Below are 19,444 nucleotides of genomic sequence, written 5' to 3' on the forward strand. Positions count from 1 at the left end.
ATTTTTTTTAAAGGATTCAAATGTGACTTTTTAAAAAAACGGTGTCCTATATTATAAAGACACTTAAACACAAATTGAAATGAGCCTTAAAATAAAAAAATCAATATGTATAGTTGCTTTATTATCCTTTAGTATATCCGTTTTTGCACAAAAAAAACCAAAAATTAAAGGCAACAGAGTTGTAAAAGAACTTACCAAAGGTATTCCTGAAACATTTAATACTATCGAAATTGATGATGAATTAAAAATAATTTTAAATCAAAATGATCAAAATGAATATTACCTAAAAACTGATGAAAACCTAATTGATATCGTTCAGTTTAAAGTAACAGATAGTGTATTAAAAATATATACAACCAATAGAATTGTGAGAAGTAGAAAACTAGAAATTAGTTTAAATGTAAAAGAGATAGAACATATTATACTTAAAAATAATGCTAAAATAAAAAGTGATAAAAAATTATTTTCTGAAAAACTATTTATCACTGGTTATGATTCTAGTTATTTGGATTTGGATATAAAAGCAGATGATGTTAGAATTACTTTATATGATAAAGTGAAAGGGAAAATCAAAATCAAATCAAAAAATGCAGCAATTACTATGAATGGCAAAACAGACCTTAAAGCGTATGTTATTACAGATAAAGTAAAAGTTGCCATGACCAAAGCTGCCGAATTAAATATGGATGGAGATACAGATTATGCTTCTTTTGATGTTAAAGATTCATCAAAACTTAAGGCAAAAAAAATGAAAACTTCTTCTACAGACCTAAATACTTATAATTCTGCAGATGTATACGTATACGCTAAAAGAAATTTAGAGCTTTATGCCCAAGGAAAAAGTATAGTGTATGTATATGGTAATCCCGAATTAGATGTTAAAACCCTTACTGATCGGACTAAAATCATAAAAAAGTAATTAACACTACATTAAATTATTTTTTATTACCAACTATAACTTGACTTGACGAAGGAGGATGTTTGATTTATCAGACATCTTCCTTTTGTTTATAGTCGATAAAGTACCAACCAAAATACTATATTTAAAGAAACAAAGAAGTGATTTCATCCGGAATCCTTGCGGGCCTTAGTGTCTCTTTGTGTAAAAAACACCAACTTGTCTTTGCAGAAACTAATACTTTTTGAGTGGTTGTATTTATAATTTTAGTATGACGCTCACTCCTAACACCTCTATAATTATCGATCCAGGTTTGTAGCGTGACTTCATCATTTTCAAAAGCAGGACTATGATATTCTATATAATGATTAAGAACTACCCAAACATAAGTATTCCTAATGCCTTCATTGGTTCTGGATTCCCAATGCTTTTTGGCAACATCTTGTACCCATTGTAGATACACTACATTATTTACATGATCCATTTCATCTATTGCAGATTTTGGAACAGTAAAATGGAATTCAAAAATTTCGGATTTCATGAATAGGAGAGTTGAACAGATTAAAAGTACGACTATTTTAAAATTTGAGAGAAGATTTGTGATCTAAAACCCTAAAATAAGTTTTGCAATATAAAAGAATAAGAAAATCCCAAAAATATCATTACTGGTTGTAATAAAAGGACCTGTGGCAATTGCAGGATCAATACCTCTTTTATCCAAAATAATAGGAACAAAAGTACCAATAAGTGCTGCTACGATAATAACACTCATAAGTGCTGCTGCTATTGTTAAGCTAAATGAGATTTCATACTTCATAATAAAACCAAAAAGAATAATAAGTAGCGCCAATGCAGCACCATTAATTAAGCTAAGACTTACTTCTTTCAGTAATCGATTTAGTAAGCTTCCTTTTACTACATTATTTGCCAAGCCTTGTACTATAATTGCAGAAGATTGTACACCTACGTTTCCTGCCATAGCGGCAATTAGTGGTGTGTAGAAAAACAGATCTCTAATTCTTGGATTGGTCATTACATCTTCAAAATCCTGCATAATGAATACACTTCCTAATCCTCCAAAAAGGCCTAAAATCAACCAGGGTAATCGCGCTCTGGTAAGCTCCCATACATTATCATCTGCTTCTACATCTTGCGAGATACCAGCTGCCAACTGATAATCTTTTTCTGCTTCGTCTTTTATAAAATCCACGATATCATCAATGGTCACACGTCCCATCAATATACCTTCATTATCTACAACAGGAATAGCTTCAAGATCATATTTTTGCATAATACGAGCAACTTCTTCCCCTTCGGTGCTTACATCTACATAATCTACTTTAGGGATATATACTTCACTAATATGAGTTTTTGCAGATGCAGTAAGTAAATCTTTGAGTGATAGCCTTCCTTTTAGTTTACCTTCTTTATCTACAACATAAATAGAATGTACCCGAGTAACATTTTCTGCCTGTCGTCGCATTTCTCGAACACAACCAGCTACGGTCCAGGTTTCTTTTACCTTTACAAGTTCTTTGGCCATTAGTCCACCTGCAGTATCTTCATCATAGGTGAGAAGTTCTTTAATATCTTCTGCACGTTTTTCATCTTCTATCTCTGCAATTACTTTTTCTGCTCGATCATCAGGAAGCTCGGCAACGACATCTGCAGCATCATCGGTATCCATTTCTTCCAACTCTTCTGCAATTTCTTTGGCAGAAAGATTCTCCAGAATACGCTCACGAAAATCCTCCTCTAACTCCATAAGAGCTTCAGAGGTTTTTTGACTATCTAGTAATTTAATAAGATAAGTAGCTTCAGATAAGCCAAGTTCACCAATAATTTCTGCAACATCAGCAAAATGTATTTCACTAAGCATTTCGCGCAGACGAGTATCACCTTCTTCACGGATAAGGCGTCGTACCTGTTCGATTAACTCATTAGAAACTTCAAATTGCATATACTCAGTATTTAGTGATCCCCTCACAAACGCTCACAAAGATAACCAAAGAATTTAATTGAACTTTAAGAGCGTGTTAAATCACTTAACTTGTTGTTTTTCAATCAATAATGTTAATTCTGTAAATTGATCAACAGATAATTGTTCTGGGCGTTTAGTCAGGACTTCTAATGCTTTAATCTCATCATTCAATTCAAAAGTTTTGAGGCTGTTTCTTAAGGTTTTACGACGTTGTCCAAAAGCAGTCTTTACAACTCTGAAAAATAATTTTTCATCACAAGGTAGAGCATATTCATTTTTTCTAATCAATCGCAATACCCCACTATCTACCTTAGGAGGAGGATTAAAAACATCGGGAGGAACAGTAAATAAATATTCTGCATCATAAAATGCTTGAGTAAGTACCGAAAGAATACCGTATGCTTTACTACCAGCTTTTTCGCAAATACGTTGGGCAACTTCTTTTTGAAACATCCCCGTAAATTCAGGAATTCGATCTTTGTTTTCTAATGTTTTAAAAACAATTTGTGTAGAAATATTGTATGGAAAATTACCCGTTATTGCAAATTGCTCTTTATCGAATATAACATCAAGATTAAATTTCAGAAAATCGGCCTCTATTACTCGAAACGTAGTGTTTCCTCTTAATGCTTCTGTATGCTCGAGATGAAAATTAGTGTTAAGATATTCGATCGACTCCCTGTCTAGATCCATAGCGATAACATCAATATCCTTTTGAAGAATATATTTGGTAAGAACTCCCATCCCAGGGCCAATTTCAATAACATTTTTATAGCCTTGCAAAGTAAGAGTGTCGCCAATCTTTTTGGCGATGTTCTCATCCTTTAGAAAATGTTGCCCTAGGTGTTTTTTTGCCTTTACTGCAGTTTTTTCGAAAGAAGATGTAGGGCTTGAATTGTATTTTTTATTTTTTTTTGGTTTACCCATTCCGTTCACTTACAATTTCTAACTCTGTTCTAAACGCTACAAATTTACCAGTAAAGCGATTAGATTTTGACCTAAGGCGATCTGCATCCTCATCATAGTATTTTTGTAAAGTTTCTCTATTGCTTGTAGTATATTGTACAGAATAGGTGATACCTCCCATTTCTTCTTCTACCATTACCTTGGTCATTAATGCTTTACTAAATTTTCCTGTAGAAAGCATATCTGGTATATGCTCTTCTTTCATCCAGTCCAACCATTCATCATGGATGGTTTTTTCTATATTTATGGTAACGTTATATATGTACATGTTTATTAGTAATGTTTTTGGAAGTCGTATTTAGTATAATGATCAAGGCGCAAAGTTACAAAGAAGTAAAGAGCTACAGGTGATTTAATTTATAGCATCTCCTCTTAGAGTTCTGTATTTTTTTCGCGCTTCTACAAAATAGATACTATCAGCGTGATTAAAAATTATTTTTTCGTATAATTCTTTAGCTTTTTCAGGTTCTCCGAGCTCATTCACATAGAGTTCGGCTAGCCAATAATAAGCATCATCAACAAGAATATCATCGTTATAAAACTCGATAATTTTTAGATAGTTGATTTTAGCTTTTTCGAATTGCTTTTCTTTTTCAAATAGTTTTGCCTGGCGTAAAAAAGCTTCATCCTCAATTTTTTCACCTTTATGTTGAGTTAAGATAATTTCATACATCGCAATTGCATCCTGATTTTTATTCTGAAAAGCTAATAGATCGGCTTTTGCAAAAATCTTTAAAGCGGTTTGAGTAGAGTCTTCAAGAGAATTATCACTGATAATTAGACTTAGCTCCATGGCATCATTAGCAATCAATTGAGAGGTAGAAGATTTTAGTACATCGAGCTGCGTTTGTGCCCAGGCAAAATCCCCTTTGTAGTAACTGGTTTTTGCAACTTTAAATCTGGCATCTTGTGCTAGGAAATTATTTTTTAAAGCATTTTGCACCTGAGTATAGTAAATTAATGCCTGATTAAATTTTTGATCCAATACTAGGATATCTGCAATTTTCATTTTTATTCTAGAGGATTGAAACCTTGATAGAGGTTCTCTATCCAGTATATCTTTTAAAAACCGAATAGCTTCCTGTTTTTTATCCTGATTAAAAGCTAGAAAATGTGAATAATCAATTTGTAATCCTATAGTTTCTCTGCCTTTTCCATATTCCTCAAATACGGTATTATACTGTTCTATAATAGTTTTATGCTCTTTTTTGGAAGCATTATCTACTTTTGCTTTCAGGATAATTTTATGAGCAGTAAGCTTCATATCTTTTGAAGCAGGCGTTTCTAGAATATAATTTAGAATTTCTACCGCAGATTTAATGTCTTTTTCCGAAATAGCAATTCTAGCCAGGTCTATAATACCTTCTGGGCTTTCCTGTTTACGTTTGTATATTGCTTTTTCCTGTATAAATGCTTTTTTAAATTCCTTTTGTTGTACAAAAAGCCAACTTAGCATTTCATTGTATAAGATGTCGGGATTCTGCTGAAGTTTTTTAATCAATAATTTTCTAAATATAACATTTGCCTCACCTGTTGGGGTATCTGTTATGTAGTCACTAAAATTTCGTTGTACAATATTTATATAATTAGGTTGTAATCGCAATAATGCCAAATAACTATCAAACATTTTTTCGAGTTTTCCCTGTTCTCCATAAATTTTGGCTAATTGTACATTAAAGTTTGCCCGGGGATTATTCTTCATCCCTTTTTCATAAATTAAAGCTGCTTCATCTAACAGGCTATATTTTTCAAAAGTTTGAGCAAGAGAATAGGCATGATTCGCATTATTGTTATCATAAGTTTCTATTGCCTTATTGTAGTAAGTGCGAGCTAGCTCTGTTTTACCTTGCAGATCATAATGATGTCCTAATTCGACTAGAATTTGGGCATTATTTGGAGCTTTTTCAATTCTCTTTTTTAGAATACCCTCGGCTTTATCAAAATGTTCTAATTGTTGATGAGATTCTACTAACCCTAATAAATAGTTAATTCGATTTGGGTTTTTGGTATATAATTTTTGATAGATAGAAAGTGCTTTTTCGTATTGTCCCTGCTGAATATAGTTTTTTGCTAACTGCTCCGACTGCGCAATCGTCGAAAAAGTAAAGAACAGGGCAATATAGAAAAAGATAAAGCGCATTTTGCAAGTTTTTTTGTAAAGATAACAAAATGCGCTTTAGTAATATGTTATGGATCCCTTAATCTATATATTCAAATCCGCAGTAAGGAACCAGTACTTCGGGGATTTTGATACCATTTGGAGTTTGGTAATTTTCTAATATACCTGCAAGTACCCTGGGTAATGCCAATGAACTTCCGTTAAGCGTATGTGCCAACTGATTTTTTCCATTTGTATCTTTATATCTCAATTTTAAGCGATTAGCTTGGTAAGATTCAAAATTAGATACAGAACTAATCTCTAACCAGCGATCCTGTGCCGTCGAGAAAACTTCAAAATCAAATGTTAGTGCAGAAGTAAATCCAATATCTCCACCACAAAGACGTAGTATACGATACGGTAATTGTAAATCGTTAAGAATCCCTTTTATATGATCTACCATTCCATCAAGTGCCTTATATGAGTTTTCAGGGGTCTCGATACGTACAATTTCTACTTTATCAAATTGATGCAATCGATTTAATCCACGTACATGTGCACCATAAGAACCTGCCTCACGTCTAAAACATGGAGTATATCCCGTACAGCAAATAGGAAGATCACTTTCCTGTAATAGCTCATCTCTAAACATATTGGTCACAGGAACTTCTGCAGTAGGAATAAGGTATAAATCATCGCCAGTTACATGATACATTTGTCCTTCTTTATCCGGTAGTTGCCCTGTACCATATCCCGATGCTTCATTAACAAGATGAGGTACCTGAAACTCTTTATACCCGGCATTGGTATTTTTATCCAAAAAATAACTAATCAAAGCACGTTGTAATCGAGCACCTTTTCCTTTATACACAGGAAAACCAGCCCCCGTTATTTTTACACCCAATTCAAAATCAATAATGTCATATTTTTTGGCAAGCTCCCAATGAGGTAATGCACCTTCTTCTAAAACAGGAATATCACCTTCCCGAAAAACTTCTTCATTATCTTCATCACTTTGACCATTAGGAACAGAATCATGAGGAACATTTGGGATTGTATATAACAATTGTATTAATTTCTCCTGGATATCGGTAAGTTCTGTTGATAATTGCTTAGAGCTTTCTTTAAGTTGTGCAGTTTTCTCTTTTAGCAGGTTTGCTTTTTGTTGTTCACCGTTTTTAAACAGTAGTCCTATTTCTTTAGAGAATTTATTAGAGTCTGCTAGAGTATTGTCTAATTTGGCCTGTGTGGCACGTCGACTTTCATCCAAGCCAATAATTTCTTCTAAAACAGCAGCCGCGTCAAAATTCCTTTTTGTCAAAGCTTTTATATACGCTTCTTTGTTTGCTATGATGTTTTGTACTACTAACATGATATCTTTTTTGGGCGATTTCCGGGCTATTCGTTATATCTTTTTCTAATCATCCTCATAACCTATCCAAGGACTTCAATGATCAAGAAAAAGGATGCCACTACTATCCCTATCGCAATGAAGGAGCAAATTTAAAGAAAAGTGAGGGTTTAGGTTATAGTTCTATAAATGAATTTTAAGAAATTTATTTAAACCTATTTGCGAGTATAAAAATTTATGCAACCGGTACTTCTATATTGATAACTGTACCTCTTTGAATTACAGAGTCTATGAACATATTTCCGGATAAGGTACTTAACCGAGTCTTTATATTTTTAAATCCAATTCCATCAACTGCTTTTCCACTTTCGAAACCTACTCCGTCATCTTCAAAAAGCAGTTGTATCGAATCATCATGGTGATTAAGATAGATGTCGATATTTTTGGCTTTAGCATGTTTAAGACAATTAGTTAATAGTTCTTGTATGATTTTAAATAATTCTTCTGTAAGTGTCGGACTAATTTGGTTGATTTGATTTTTTGGATATGGGTGAAATGATATTTGTTGCCCGCTACCATTAATCACATTGTTTATATATTCTTTTATTAAGGAAGTAATTGGATTTTTTTGAAACTTTTTGGGGATAAGGTTGTGAGAAAAATCTCTTACCTGATTGTAAGTTTCATCAACTTGTTTAATAATACTAGCTTCTTGATCATCGGTTTTATCCGAGTTAGAAAGTTGCAGTTTTATACTTGCCAGATTGCCGCCAACACTATCATGTAACTCTCGCGCCAGACGTTGCCTTTCTTTATCTTGCCCTTCCATTGTAGCTTTGATCAGATTTAATTCCTGATCCTTCATCAATCCATATACTTTTTGAGTATTTACCTCTTCTTGCGATTTGTTGAGTGCTATTTGAGTCTTTAGTTTCTGAAAATACATAAACAGCAGGCCAACTACTGGTAGGAGTACAGCGAGAAAACCGATTAAAAATGCTTTTTTGATAGTTCGTTGTCTTTCAAGCTCACTTTCTTTTAATAGTCGTTCTTCTTTAAGCGATAAGATCTCTTTTTCCTTTTGCAGCGTTTGATATTTAACCTCTAGTTCTTTTACAATTTTTTTATTTTGTTTTGTAGTGATTCGGTTAGAAACATCTACGTATTGGGTCATTAATGCGTATGCATTTTTATAATTTCCGCGAGTAGCATAAAGACTTTTTAGCATCTCGATTAATCTTTTTTGTAACTCTAGCCTGTTCCATTGTACAGCATTTACATACGCAGAGTTTAATATCATCTCTGCAGAATCATAATCTTCTAATTTATAATATACCCGACCTATTTGATATACAGCTTCTATATATAAGTCATAGAAATGGTTTTCTTGAGCTTGCTCTTTTGCAGGCATAAAGTATTCCATTGCTTTGATAGTTCGATCACTAAAAAGCTCGATTCGTCCAAGTTTTAATCGAACTTCTATCGATATTTTATTTGGAGTATCGGGAAGATCATCTAGCACAGAAAAATAATATGACTTTGCCTTTTCACTATTGTTTTTATAAAAATAAATATCTCCTAAAAACTTTCCGGCCAGTATTATGATTTCTTTATTCTTGGATTCAGCAATACAAGATTCAAAAATGGGGAGTGCTAGTTCGTATTTTTTTTGCTCCAGATATACAATACCCAATCCAAGTTGATGTTTGTAATGCATGGTTTGCATTTCAGGAATAGGAGAATTAGTAATACCTTCGATAAAGTGCCTCATCGCGCCATCATAGAGCCCGTTTTTAAGTTTTCCGTGTCCGATAATATGGTTTGCAATAGAAAGATATAGTGGTTTGTTGGTGATATTTTCTTTTAGTGCTGTTGTTTTTAAAAGATCACCATAATACGTTATAGAATCGGTATTACCCGCCTGCAAGTGTATTTGAGCTATTTTTTCGATAAGCTTTAGGCGCGTGGTAACATCAGGGCTGTTTTTAAGCTGGCGATATAACTGTGCATCTACGGTATTTGGTATAATACCAAAAAAAGTATAACCAGTATCTTTCTTGTTTTTTTGACTATGTGCAGAAAAGAAAAACAATAGAAGGATGCTACAAATTCCCTTTATTAGATATGAATGCATTATAATGATTTTTGTAAGTCCGAAATGAGCTACACAAATTAGAGTGTATAATTTCGGGTTAAAACCGTATTTCCTTGATTTTAAACTATGCAAAACTACATAAGGTTTTGCAATGAAGTGCTATTGGGGCTAAAAAATAACTTAATTTTGGCTTGTTTTATTTAAAAAAAGAACATTTTAGCTCTTTTTTATGTCGTAAATGATAAGACTATTTTATTCTTTTTCTTCATATTTGAGAATCCACGGATTTGTGGTAAAATAATTCCACGAAGCACTGGCCAAATCAACTTTTGGATCGATAAGTGTTTGGTATTTTTTACCATTAATAGATACTTTACTACGTACATAGATCGCAATATCTTTTTCTTTTGCAGCATATTCGGCCTTGAGTTTTTGTGCAAATTGCCACATAGCATCTGGTTTTGATGATACTAATCGCAATTGTTTTTTAGAGAGATAATCGTTTTTATTAATTAATTTTTGTAGCGCTTTAGGATCATTTTTGTCTACAACATAAAAATTAGTAGTGCCGTATCGACCCCTTAACATCATACGCCAACTCATTCTATGACCTTCTTCTGTCCATAATACATCTCCTGGGATAATCCAATGACGAATAGGGAGCAGGATTTGTATAACAAACCAGACGGTTAGTACAGGAAGCAAAAATTTACGGTATGAAGGGATAATTACTTCTCCGGCATTATAAAATTCCTTTTTCCTCATAAATAAATGATGTATCCTTTCTTTAGAAAAGAAAAAGACGGTAAATGCCAATGATAAATACGGAAATATTCCTATTTGAAAAACAATAGAATTAAAAAGATGAAAAAATACACTAAAACAAAAAGCAGCAAGTCGAGTTCTCTTCCATAGTAGTAAAGGGACAATTAATAAATCGAATAAAATACCATAATAGGCAATAAAAACATGTGTCCAATGTTTCTGAAGAATATTTCCTACAATAGGATAATTTGCTTTGCCAGCCATCAAGTTTTTGGCAACGGTAAAGTCTAGCCAATCAGGATATAGTTTAGCAACCGATGCATAGGTGTATACAATCCAGAGTTGAATAATAATCACCAATATACACCATCTGGGCATGGCAATTTTTTTAAGTAACGGGTTCTGTTTTACATCGACCGAGAAATAATTCCCTGCAGGTAAAGTGCACATTATTATACAAAGTAGTAGCAGGAGATAGTAGTGATTGTTATAGGATGCTTTTTGCATAAAATAGACTCCTGCCCATAATATGGTATACCCAATCATGCTCCATCTATATTTAAAACCAATCATTACTAAAAGGCCAAAAATCCCCATTATGGCAAAATAATAATACATGCCATTACCAGGTAAGGGTTGTAAAAAATCTAAACCAATAAAATTAAAGGTAAATCTGGGTTCTACTAAGGTACGGGTAACCCAGCCTGTAAAAATAGCACCAATAGCCTCTGAAGCAATCAAGAACCCAAAAAAAACTCGAAATATAATAAGAGAACTATTATCTACTTGAGTGAATAGCCAACGATTGATCATACTAAAGAATTTATAAAATCACGAGAGAAGTCTTCATCTTGCTGCATAGCATCTTGTAATTGCTCTAGAGAATTAAATTTTTTCTCATCTCGAATACGTTTTATCATTTGGATTTGAATCTTTTTGTCATATAAATTAAAAGAAGTGTCAAAGAAATGAGTTTCTATGGTTTGTTTGGTGCCATTTACTGTAGGGTTTGTACCAATATTCATCATCCCAAAATAGGTTTTGCTATCAATAAATGATTTTACAATATAAACTCCGTTTTTTGGGATTAATTTATAATCTTCTTCGATATGTAAATTAGCAGTCGGATAGTTAAGTTTACGCCCTAATCTTTTTCCTTTTACTACCTTGCCGGTTAGCATAAAGCAATATCCCAGATATGCATTTGCTTTGGTAATATTTCCATCGAATAATGCTTTTCTTATTTTGGTAGAACTTACGGCAACATCATCAAGATCTTGCTTAGAAATTTCTTCTACAGTAAAATCATTTTGTACACCATAAGAAGCAAGATCTGTAATGTTAGAATTACGATTGCGTCCAAACCGATGATCATATCCTATAATAACATGTTTTACTTTAAGGCAGTCGATAAGCATCTGTTGTACATACTCTCCTGCGCTTAGACGAGAGAATTCTTTGGTAAATGGATGAATAACCAGATTGTCTAGTCCGGTCTTTTCTAAAATCTGTATACGCTCATCAATAGTATTGATAAGCTTGATATCAGAATCCTGTTGTAACACCATTCTGGGGTGAGGAAAAAATGTAAGAATAACCGACTCCAGATTATTTTTTCTGGCACTTTCTATCAGGCGTTCTATTATTTTTTTGTGGCCAATATGTACGCCATCAAAAGTACCTATAGTAACTACAGATTGAATCTGGCTATCATATGTTTTTGCATTTGTATAACGTTTCATCTGTTCATTTTTGATTTGATTTCAATTGTCAGATAGAATTCGTTAATGAATAATATAGTCTGTCTATTGCTAGGTAGATAAGCATTGGTATGATTGTTATAGCTCATTTTGAGAAGTAAGATTTTAAGCAATTGTAAAAATAAAAAATAGTTCTGAGACATTTCTTTATTTTCCGTTAAAGGTATTCATTGTATTTGATGTTCCTGCTGTGGTAAAAGATTTGATCAAAGCGATTCCTTTTTCTAATCGTTCTGGTATAGCAGATTCTTCTTCAGGACTCCACTCTCCCAACACATAATCTACTTGCCTACCTTTGCCAAATTCATTACCAACTCCAAATCTAAATCTACAATATTTAGAAGTTTGTAATTGTGCTTCGATATCTTTAAGTCCATTATGACCACCGGCACTACCTTTGGATTTGAGTCGGATAGTACCAAAAGAGAGATTGATGTCATCGGTTACAACCAAAAGGTTTTCTAAAGGTATTTTTTCTTTCTCTAGCCAATACCGAACTGCTTTTCCGCTAAGGTTCATATAGGTATTAGGTTTAAGAAGTATAATGGTTCTCCCTTTGTGTTTGTATGTGGTAAGATCACCTAGTTTTTTGGTTTCAAAAACAAGATTTTCTTCTTTGGCCAAAGCATCCAGAATTTTAAAACCGATATTATGACGAGTATTGTGGTATTTTGGACCAATATTACCGAGACCGGAAACAAGAAATTTTTTCATGAGATCTTCTTGAGTTTCATGGGGTTGTTTAGAAAATAATTTTTTAATTATCGAAAACATGTTGTTTTTGTTTGCGTAAGGGATAGGAGCGGCATCCTTTTTTTGTTATCCAGAGGCTAGTCGAAGGATTGCAAAAAAAGATACAGCATATAGCCCGGCCTCCACGCCGAAGTGGGGGTACGCCCCAAAAATTTCTATAAAAATAAAAAAAAGCATTCTGAATTCAATTCAGAATGCTTTTATATTATATAAAACTATAAAGATTATGCTTCTGCTGCAGGAGCTTCTGCGCCTTCGGTTACACCTTCAGCTGCACCTTCGGTTTCTTCTTCTTCTTCTTCGTCTTCAACCGCTGTACGAGATGTTCTAACCATACAAACAACGGTATTGTCGGGATGTAGGATAGTAAAGTCATCACTTGCTATATCGGTAACAGTTAATTTATTTCCGATTTTTAGATTAGTGATGTCTCCTTCTATAACATCTGGAAGATTAGATGCAAGACCTTTTACTTTAATACGTCTTAGGTTAAAACGTAGCACACCTCCATTACGAACACCACGAGAATTTCCTGTTGTTCTGAAAGGAATCTCCATTGTAATTGGTCTATCGTCAAAAATTTCAATAAAATCGATGTGTAAGATTTTATCGGTTACAGGATGAAATTGGATATCCTGTAGGATAGCATTTATTTTTGTACCATTATCCAACGCTATTACCACGGTATGAACGTCTGGAGTATACACTAAGTTTTTGAAAGCAATTTCTGGCGCTGCAAAGTGTACAATAGTGTCTCCACCATAAATAACACAAGGTACCTGTCCAGCATTACGTAAGGCTTTTGTTGCTTTCTTGCCTACGCTTTCTCTTTGAGATGCATTGATTGTTAATGATTTCATTTTAAAAAATTTATTAATTATTATTTACATTATAAAGTTAGAACTGATCGACTGATTGTTATGAACTCGGTTCATTACATCTGCAAATAGATTTGCACAGCTTACAACTCTGATTTTACTGCTTTTTTGTTTTAGAGGAATAGAATCGGTTACAATTAATTCTTCTAGTTTCGAGTTTTCTAATCGCTCATAAGCATTACCCGAAAGGATAGGGTGAGTACAGATCGCTCTAACACTTTTTGCACCTCTCTCTATCATTAGATCTGCCGCTTTGGTTAATGTTCCGGCAGTGTCTACCATGTCATCTACTAATACTACATTTTTTCCGGTAACATTTCCAATGAGTTCCATATGTGAAATTACATTGGCTTTTGCTCTTTGCTTATAACATATTACTACATCACTCATTAATGCTTTAGAATACGCATAAGCTCTTTTTGATCCTCCCATATCTGGAGAAGCAATCGTAAGATTATCCAGATTTAATGACTGCAAGTAAGGTAAGAAGATAGTAGATGCAAAAAGGTGATCTACTGGCTTTTCAAAGAATCCCTGAATTTGATCTGCATGTAGATCCATTGTGATGATTCTTGTAGCTCCTGCTGTTTCCAACATTTTTGCAATTAACTTTGCGGCGATCGGAACTCTTGGTTTGTCTTTTCTATCCTGGCGAGCCCATCCATAATATGGCATTACTGCTGTAATATGTCTTGCAGAGGCTCTTTTGGCAGCATCAAGCATTAATAACATTTCCATAAGATGATCAGAATTTGGATGTGTTGATCCAATAATAAAAACTCTGGATCCTCTTACAGATTCTTCAAAAGAAGGTTGAAACTCACCATCACTATAGGTCGATGTAATAACATTACCTAGTTTAGCACCATAGGCAGTTGCTATTTTTTCTGCAAGTTCGGTACTTTGACTACATGTAAAAAACTTTGCTTCTGTAACTGAGGCTGGCATAGGGTAAAATGTTGTATTGTAATGAGTTAAAACTTTTTTCTAAAAACAAGGTGCAAATTTAAAAATTTATTTTCACTCTGACCTTTATTTTGTTACTTATTTAATGGCTAGAAAAAAATATTTTGCTAATTTTGCCATCCGAATATGCTCGAGTGGCGGAACTGGTAGACGCGCTGGATTCAAAATCCAGTTCTTTCGGGAGTGTGGGTTCGATTCCCACCTCGAGTACAAAAACCCAAATAAACTTTTGTTTATTTGGGTTTTGTTGTTTTTAGAGGCAACTTTTTGAAATAAAATAGTGTACTACTAAAATTACGGAAGAATCACTTAAACAGAAATATACAAACAACAACATAATCTAATCAAAAAATACTTAGACAGACGAATACCTTAAATGAATTGAAAATTAATATCATTATTCAATTCAATTTATTATTTTCGACAATCCCTCAACGGTATTAATAAACTAAAATATAGGTGAACCTCAAATTTATAGAACCTGAAAATCAAGTTTTAAAAGAAATCTTATTAGGCTATTATATTACTGAGTTTGAAGAACCACTTAATTACTTAATATTTCCTAATAATAATATTATCATTTCAAGCTCTTTTAATGCAAATATTAATTATTCGGGTAGTTCTATTAGTATTAATCCATCAAAAAAAAATGATATCGTTTCTGATATTATTTGTACTTATGATAAACCATTCAAAATAATTTCAAAAGGGAGGTATAAAGAAATTACGTTTGTCTTTAATCCTCTCGGGTTTAATAGTCTTATTAAAAAACCTCTTTTTGATCTAAAAATTGGCAATAATGAATTCTCTCCATTTATTTTATTTGATGACTATACCGAACTGATTCTTGAAATATCCAATATGGATAACTTAAAAACAATAAAAGAAGAAATTGAAAAATATTGGCTTTCAAAACATATAGGTTTTAAGAATGAAACGCTAAAGAGTATAGTTAATGAAATTATACAAAATCCAAATATTGAGATAAATACCTTATCGAATAAGTATAATATTTCCAGGCAATATCTTAATCGATTATTTAAACTACATTTTTGTAAATCTCCAAGTAAATTTAAAAAAACTCAGCGGTTTCGCAATGCATTAAAAAAACATGCAGAATCTAAATTTCCTAAAAAATCATTAACCAATTTAACATACGAAAGCCTATACTACGACCAGTCTCATCTGATTAAAGATTTTGATTACTTTTCAAAAATGTCTCCATCTACTTTTTTTAAGAAAAATAATGAATTTGAAAAAGGGCTAATTAATTGGGTCTACAGTTAGTTTACATTTTTACAATTTTTACCCGTTGATCTCACTTTTCTTTGCAGTAATATAAAGATGAATGGACTATTAATTATAAATAACATGAATAAAATAGCATTATTGTTACTTTCTATTTTGACTTTATTTTCCTGTCAAAAAAACACTTCTGAAAAGGTTTTGAAAAATGAAAAACAAGAAATTGAAACCTATCTTAAAGAACAAATAAAAACTCATGAAATCCCTGGTTTGGCATTGGCCGTAATAAAAAATGGAAAAGTCATATTTGAAGGTTATTTTGGAAAAGCAGACTTAGAAAATAATCTTTATGTAGATAAGCAGACGATATTTCCTCTGTATTCTATAACTAAACTTATAGTGTCAACAGCTGTGTATCAACTTATAGAGCAAGGAAAGCTCTCTCTAGAAGATACTATATCTCAATATATTGATAATTTACCTAATGAATGGAAGGATATTAAAATAATACACCTATTAACACATTCTTCTGGATTACCTGATTTTACTTTTGAAGATAGAAAACTTACCGATAAAGAATTAAAAGCAAAACTATTTAAAGAAGAAATTCATTTTGAAAAAGGAAACCAATATGAATATAATCAAACCAATTATTGGTTTATTGCACAGGTTATTGAAAAAATTACAAAACAAAAATTAGCAGAATTTGTTTTAAAAAATCAATTCCCAGAAAACAAAGGTGAAGTACTGATCTCATCCAATTTTAAAGACTCTATTCCTAATAGAGCAAACAGATATTACTTTGTCAAAGAGTTGAAACAATATCGTAATTCAAATGCCAACTTTCAAAAAAGATCTCATGCTGCAAATGGTTTGAATTCAACATTGAGAGAGTTTATCCAGTGGAATAAACGTCTTGATGATAATTTGCTATTAAAAAACGAAACAAAATTTAACATGTGGAAACCTTTTGATTATGCAAACGGAACAGATAAATTTCTTTATGGATGGAAAATATATACTTCAAACAGTACTATTTCTTATGGACTTACAGGGGGTTTACAGACTGGTTATAGAAAATTTGTAGCAAATGATTTAACAGTTATCATATTAACAAACGGAAGCAAGTATTTCCCTGTTCATAATAGTATTATTAATAGGATTGCAGGTATAGTTGACGCTACATTATTTGATAAAAAACTAGTAGTTGAACAAATCTTAATATCATCCTTTCTAGATAAGGATTTGGATAAAGCAGTAAAAAAATATTATAAACTAAAAGAAGAAAACCCAAATATATCATTTGAAGAAAACCTTAATACTTTAGGTTATATTTTTCTAAACAACAATATGGTGAAAAAAGCTATTAAGATTTTCGAGATCAATGTAAATGACAATCCCGAATCGGCCAATTGTTATGATAGTTTAGCAGAAGCATATTTAGTAAATAATCAATTTGAACTTTCAAAAAATATATATAAAAAATCATTAAAATTAGATCCTGAAAACAATAATGCTAAAGCAATGATTGAGGCGATTGAAAAGCGAATTAAAGGATGACTTGGAGTTGACACCTTTATTCTGATTTAACACAGTTTATGTTATTGATTCTTTTACACTTTGACTACTTATTCTTATGGACAACTCTCACGCAAATCAAACAAAAACTATTTACAGCTTTCTAAGAATTTGAAGACTATATTTTATTGTCGATAAAATGCCTTTAGAAATCTGTAATTATTATAATTATAGGACGATCTTGTATTTGCAAAAAAATGTCATTTTGGTTATCCAGATAAGATATTGCGCTTCCTCACAAAATAGTATTAGGAATATAAATTCTTGTTAAAATAAGTTTTTTTTCTACTTTTTGTTAAGTATTCATTAAAAATAAACAAGATGTAATTATTTGATCCATAATGTGTTGTAATTATTTAAATCTGCTTGAAAAATGCAATGTGTTCAAATTGTTATTTATACTAGCATTCACAATAAAATTAACATAAAATTAAGAAGATATGTGAGAAAGTCATTATAATTTTACTGGTGAAATAATCTTTGTTAAAGAAACAAAGTGAAATTTCATTACCATTTCTTGTTCTGTTATTAGAAATAAGAGATGTTTAAAAGGAGAGCACAGGTCAAGCAAATTTTGCTAATTGACCAACCCCCGGTGTGATTTTCGAATCTTATCGAATTTTAATAATACCAATACCCCACTAATTACTTTTTAAAACAAATAAAATACAGTTGATTGGAAAATGCTAATTGACCAGCTTGAAGTATGCCCAATCGTAAAAACATATATTCACAACCACGACAGGTCTAATTAAGGTCTCAGCTTTTTTAGTCGATCTTAATAAGATTAAAGATTATTATCAACTCTTAACAAACCAACTTAAATAATGACTATACCTAAACCACACTAGATTTTTTAAACAAATAAGAATCAGTTGATTGGAAAATGCTAATTGACCAGCTTAAAGTATGTCCAATTGTAAAACTTACATCTACAACCACACGTCTCATTAAGGTTATTTCTTAATAAGATTAAAGATTATTATCAACTCTTAAAACAAACCAACTTAAATAATGACTACACCTAAACCACACTAGATTTTTTAAACAAATAAGGATCAGTTGATTGGAAAATGCTAATTGACCAGCTTAAAGTATGTCCAATTGTAAAACTTACATCTACAACCACACGTCTCATTAAGGTTATTTCTTAATAAGATTAAAGATTATTATCAACTCTTAAAACAAACCAACTTAAATAATGACTACACCTAAACCACACTAGATTTTTTAAGCTAATAAGGATCAGTTGATTGGAAAATGCTAATTGACCAGCTTAAAGTATGCCCAATTGTAAAATATACTCACAACCACACACCTAATAAGGCTATAGCTTTTTTAGTGGATCTTAATAAGATTAAAGATCATTATCAACTCTTAATAAACCGACTTAAATAATGAATACAGCTAAACCTAATGAGACCATATATCCTAGATTGGTATTGGAAAGAAGAAGAAAAAGAAATGAAAAAAACTGGTATATTTTTTATACCTCACCACGTGCCGAAAAAATAGTGTACAACGATCTTTTGGCAAGAGAATATGATGCATTTCTTCCATTAACCAGAACATTGAAAGTATGGAAAAATAGACAGAAGAAACTTATAGAATCTCCACTTTTTCCAGGTTATATTTTCGTAAACACTAAAATGAGTGAGATTTATGATATTTCGAGACTTCCCAAAATAGCTACATATATTAAATGTGGACAAAATCCTTCAGTCATTTCACCAAATGATATAAATACTATCAAAAAAATGCTATTACTTGAAGAAGATGTTTCTGTCGAAACTACTTTTTATGAAGGAGAACAAGTAAAAATTATTCACGGGCCATTAACGGGCCACGAAGGCATTTTGGTGGAGCAAAAAGGTAAAACAAGATTTGGGATTCGTCTCAAAGAAATAAACCATACTGTATTTATTAATGTTTGTACCAATATTTTGCAAAAAATAAATAGTCCCTGTCCGGTGGTTAAAGAAAGGTAACCAAACCCTCTTCCTGTATTTTCAAAATATCCCTTTGGTGTTAATCTGGATTATTATCACTATCCACACCTCATGTCTTTAAAATTGAGGTTATAAAACACGAAAAAAGCAATTTTGTGCTT

At 32.1% G+C, this 19,444-nt stretch carries 16 protein-coding genes and 1 tRNA gene; 5 read left to right on the plus strand and 12 right to left on the minus strand.

The genetic code is table 11. The features are described 5' to 3' along the window. Positions 1-79: 79 nt before the first annotated feature. A complete protein-coding gene (locus NNL09_RS09835) occupies positions 80-919 on the plus strand; it encodes a GIN domain-containing protein (RefSeq protein WP_025665753.1) in 840 nt (279 codons plus the stop codon). 124 nt (positions 920-1,043) lie between these two features. Here NNL09_RS09835 and NNL09_RS09840 read toward each other — a convergent pair whose 3' ends face one another. The 12 genes from NNL09_RS09840 to NNL09_RS09895 form a co-directional block, all read right to left on the minus strand. Next, positions 1,044-1,439 carry a thioesterase family protein gene (locus NNL09_RS09840; RefSeq protein WP_025665752.1) on the minus strand — a complete coding sequence of 132 codons (396 nt, stop codon included), beginning with the start codon at positions 1,437-1,439 and terminating at the stop codon, positions 1,044-1,046. A 63-nt stretch (positions 1,440-1,502) separates the two neighbouring features. Then, positions 1,503-2,858 carry a magnesium transporter gene (gene mgtE / locus NNL09_RS09845; protein WP_025665751.1) on the minus strand — a complete coding sequence of 452 codons (1,356 nt, stop codon included), beginning with the start codon at positions 2,856-2,858 and terminating at the stop codon, positions 1,503-1,505. A gap of 81 nt (positions 2,859-2,939) precedes the next feature. Beyond that, positions 2,940-3,806, minus strand: coding sequence for a 16S rRNA (adenine(1518)-N(6)/adenine(1519)-N(6))-dimethyltransferase RsmA (gene rsmA, locus NNL09_RS09850; RefSeq protein WP_196911600.1), 867 nt, complete (start codon positions 3,804-3,806; stop codon positions 2,940-2,942). Then, positions 3,799-4,113 carry a DUF4286 family protein gene (locus NNL09_RS09855; protein WP_196911601.1) on the minus strand — a complete coding sequence of 105 codons (315 nt, stop codon included), beginning with the start codon at positions 4,111-4,113 and terminating at the stop codon, positions 3,799-3,801. Before NNL09_RS09855 ends, rsmA begins: the two co-directional genes overlap by 8 nt. A gap of 84 nt (positions 4,114-4,197) precedes the next feature. Further along, positions 4,198-5,985 carry a tetratricopeptide repeat protein gene (locus NNL09_RS09860; protein WP_025665748.1) on the minus strand — a complete coding sequence of 596 codons (1,788 nt, stop codon included), beginning with the start codon at positions 5,983-5,985 and terminating at the stop codon, positions 4,198-4,200. Positions 5,986-6,043: 58 nt separating this feature from the next. After that, positions 6,044-7,315 (minus strand): serine--tRNA ligase, encoded by a 1,272-nt coding sequence (serS, locus tag NNL09_RS09865; protein ID WP_196911602.1) that lies wholly within the window; start codon positions 7,313-7,315, stop codon positions 6,044-6,046. Between the two features lie 214 nt (positions 7,316-7,529). After that, entirely contained in the window at positions 7,530-9,428 is a 1,899-nt protein-coding gene (locus NNL09_RS09870) for a histidine kinase (RefSeq protein ID WP_196911603.1), read from the minus strand. A gap of 213 nt (positions 9,429-9,641) precedes the next feature. Further along, entirely contained in the window at positions 9,642-10,967 is a 1,326-nt protein-coding gene (locus NNL09_RS09875) for an HTTM domain-containing protein (RefSeq protein WP_196911604.1), read from the minus strand. After that, positions 10,964-11,896 (minus strand): bifunctional riboflavin kinase/FAD synthetase, encoded by a 933-nt coding sequence (locus NNL09_RS09880; protein ID WP_025665744.1) that lies wholly within the window; start codon positions 11,894-11,896, stop codon positions 10,964-10,966. Before NNL09_RS09880 ends, NNL09_RS09875 begins: the two co-directional genes overlap by 4 nt. Before the next feature lie 165 nt (positions 11,897-12,061). Next, the gene (gene pth, locus NNL09_RS09885) at positions 12,062-12,688 is read right to left on the minus strand and encodes an aminoacyl-tRNA hydrolase (protein WP_196911605.1); all 627 of its coding nucleotides are present in this window, start codon (positions 12,686-12,688) and stop codon (positions 12,062-12,064) included. Positions 12,689-12,891: 203 nt separating this feature from the next. Then, positions 12,892-13,527 (minus strand): 50S ribosomal protein L25/general stress protein Ctc, encoded by a 636-nt coding sequence (locus tag NNL09_RS09890; protein ID WP_196911606.1) that lies wholly within the window; start codon positions 13,525-13,527, stop codon positions 12,892-12,894. Positions 13,528-13,551: 24 nt separating this feature from the next. Continuing rightward, positions 13,552-14,493 (minus strand): ribose-phosphate pyrophosphokinase, encoded by a 942-nt coding sequence (locus tag NNL09_RS09895; RefSeq protein ID WP_025665741.1) that lies wholly within the window; start codon positions 14,491-14,493, stop codon positions 13,552-13,554. Between the two features lie 146 nt (positions 14,494-14,639). Between NNL09_RS09895 and NNL09_RS09900 the strand changes: the two genes are divergently transcribed. From NNL09_RS09900 to NNL09_RS09915, 4 genes are all read left to right on the plus strand, one after another. Further along, positions 14,640-14,721 (plus strand) — tRNA-Leu (locus NNL09_RS09900). A 249-nt stretch (positions 14,722-14,970) separates the two neighbouring features. After that, on the plus strand, positions 14,971-15,798 hold the full coding sequence (locus NNL09_RS09905; RefSeq protein ID WP_196911607.1) for a helix-turn-helix domain-containing protein: 828 nt from the start codon (positions 14,971-14,973) through the stop codon (positions 15,796-15,798). A gap of 84 nt (positions 15,799-15,882) precedes the next feature. Further along, a complete protein-coding gene (locus NNL09_RS09910) occupies positions 15,883-17,316 on the plus strand; it encodes a serine hydrolase domain-containing protein (protein ID WP_196911608.1) in 1,434 nt (477 codons plus the stop codon). A 1,415-nt stretch (positions 17,317-18,731) separates the two neighbouring features. Next, positions 18,732-19,322, plus strand: coding sequence for a UpxY family transcription antiterminator (locus tag NNL09_RS09915; RefSeq protein WP_196912018.1), 591 nt, complete (start codon positions 18,732-18,734; stop codon positions 19,320-19,322). Positions 19,323-19,444: the final 122 nt, after the last annotated feature.

Origin of the sequence: Aquimarina sp. EL_43, from assembly GCF_943422735.1 — a bacterium.
Lineage (GTDB): Bacteria > Bacteroidota > Bacteroidia > Flavobacteriales > Flavobacteriaceae > Aquimarina > Aquimarina megaterium.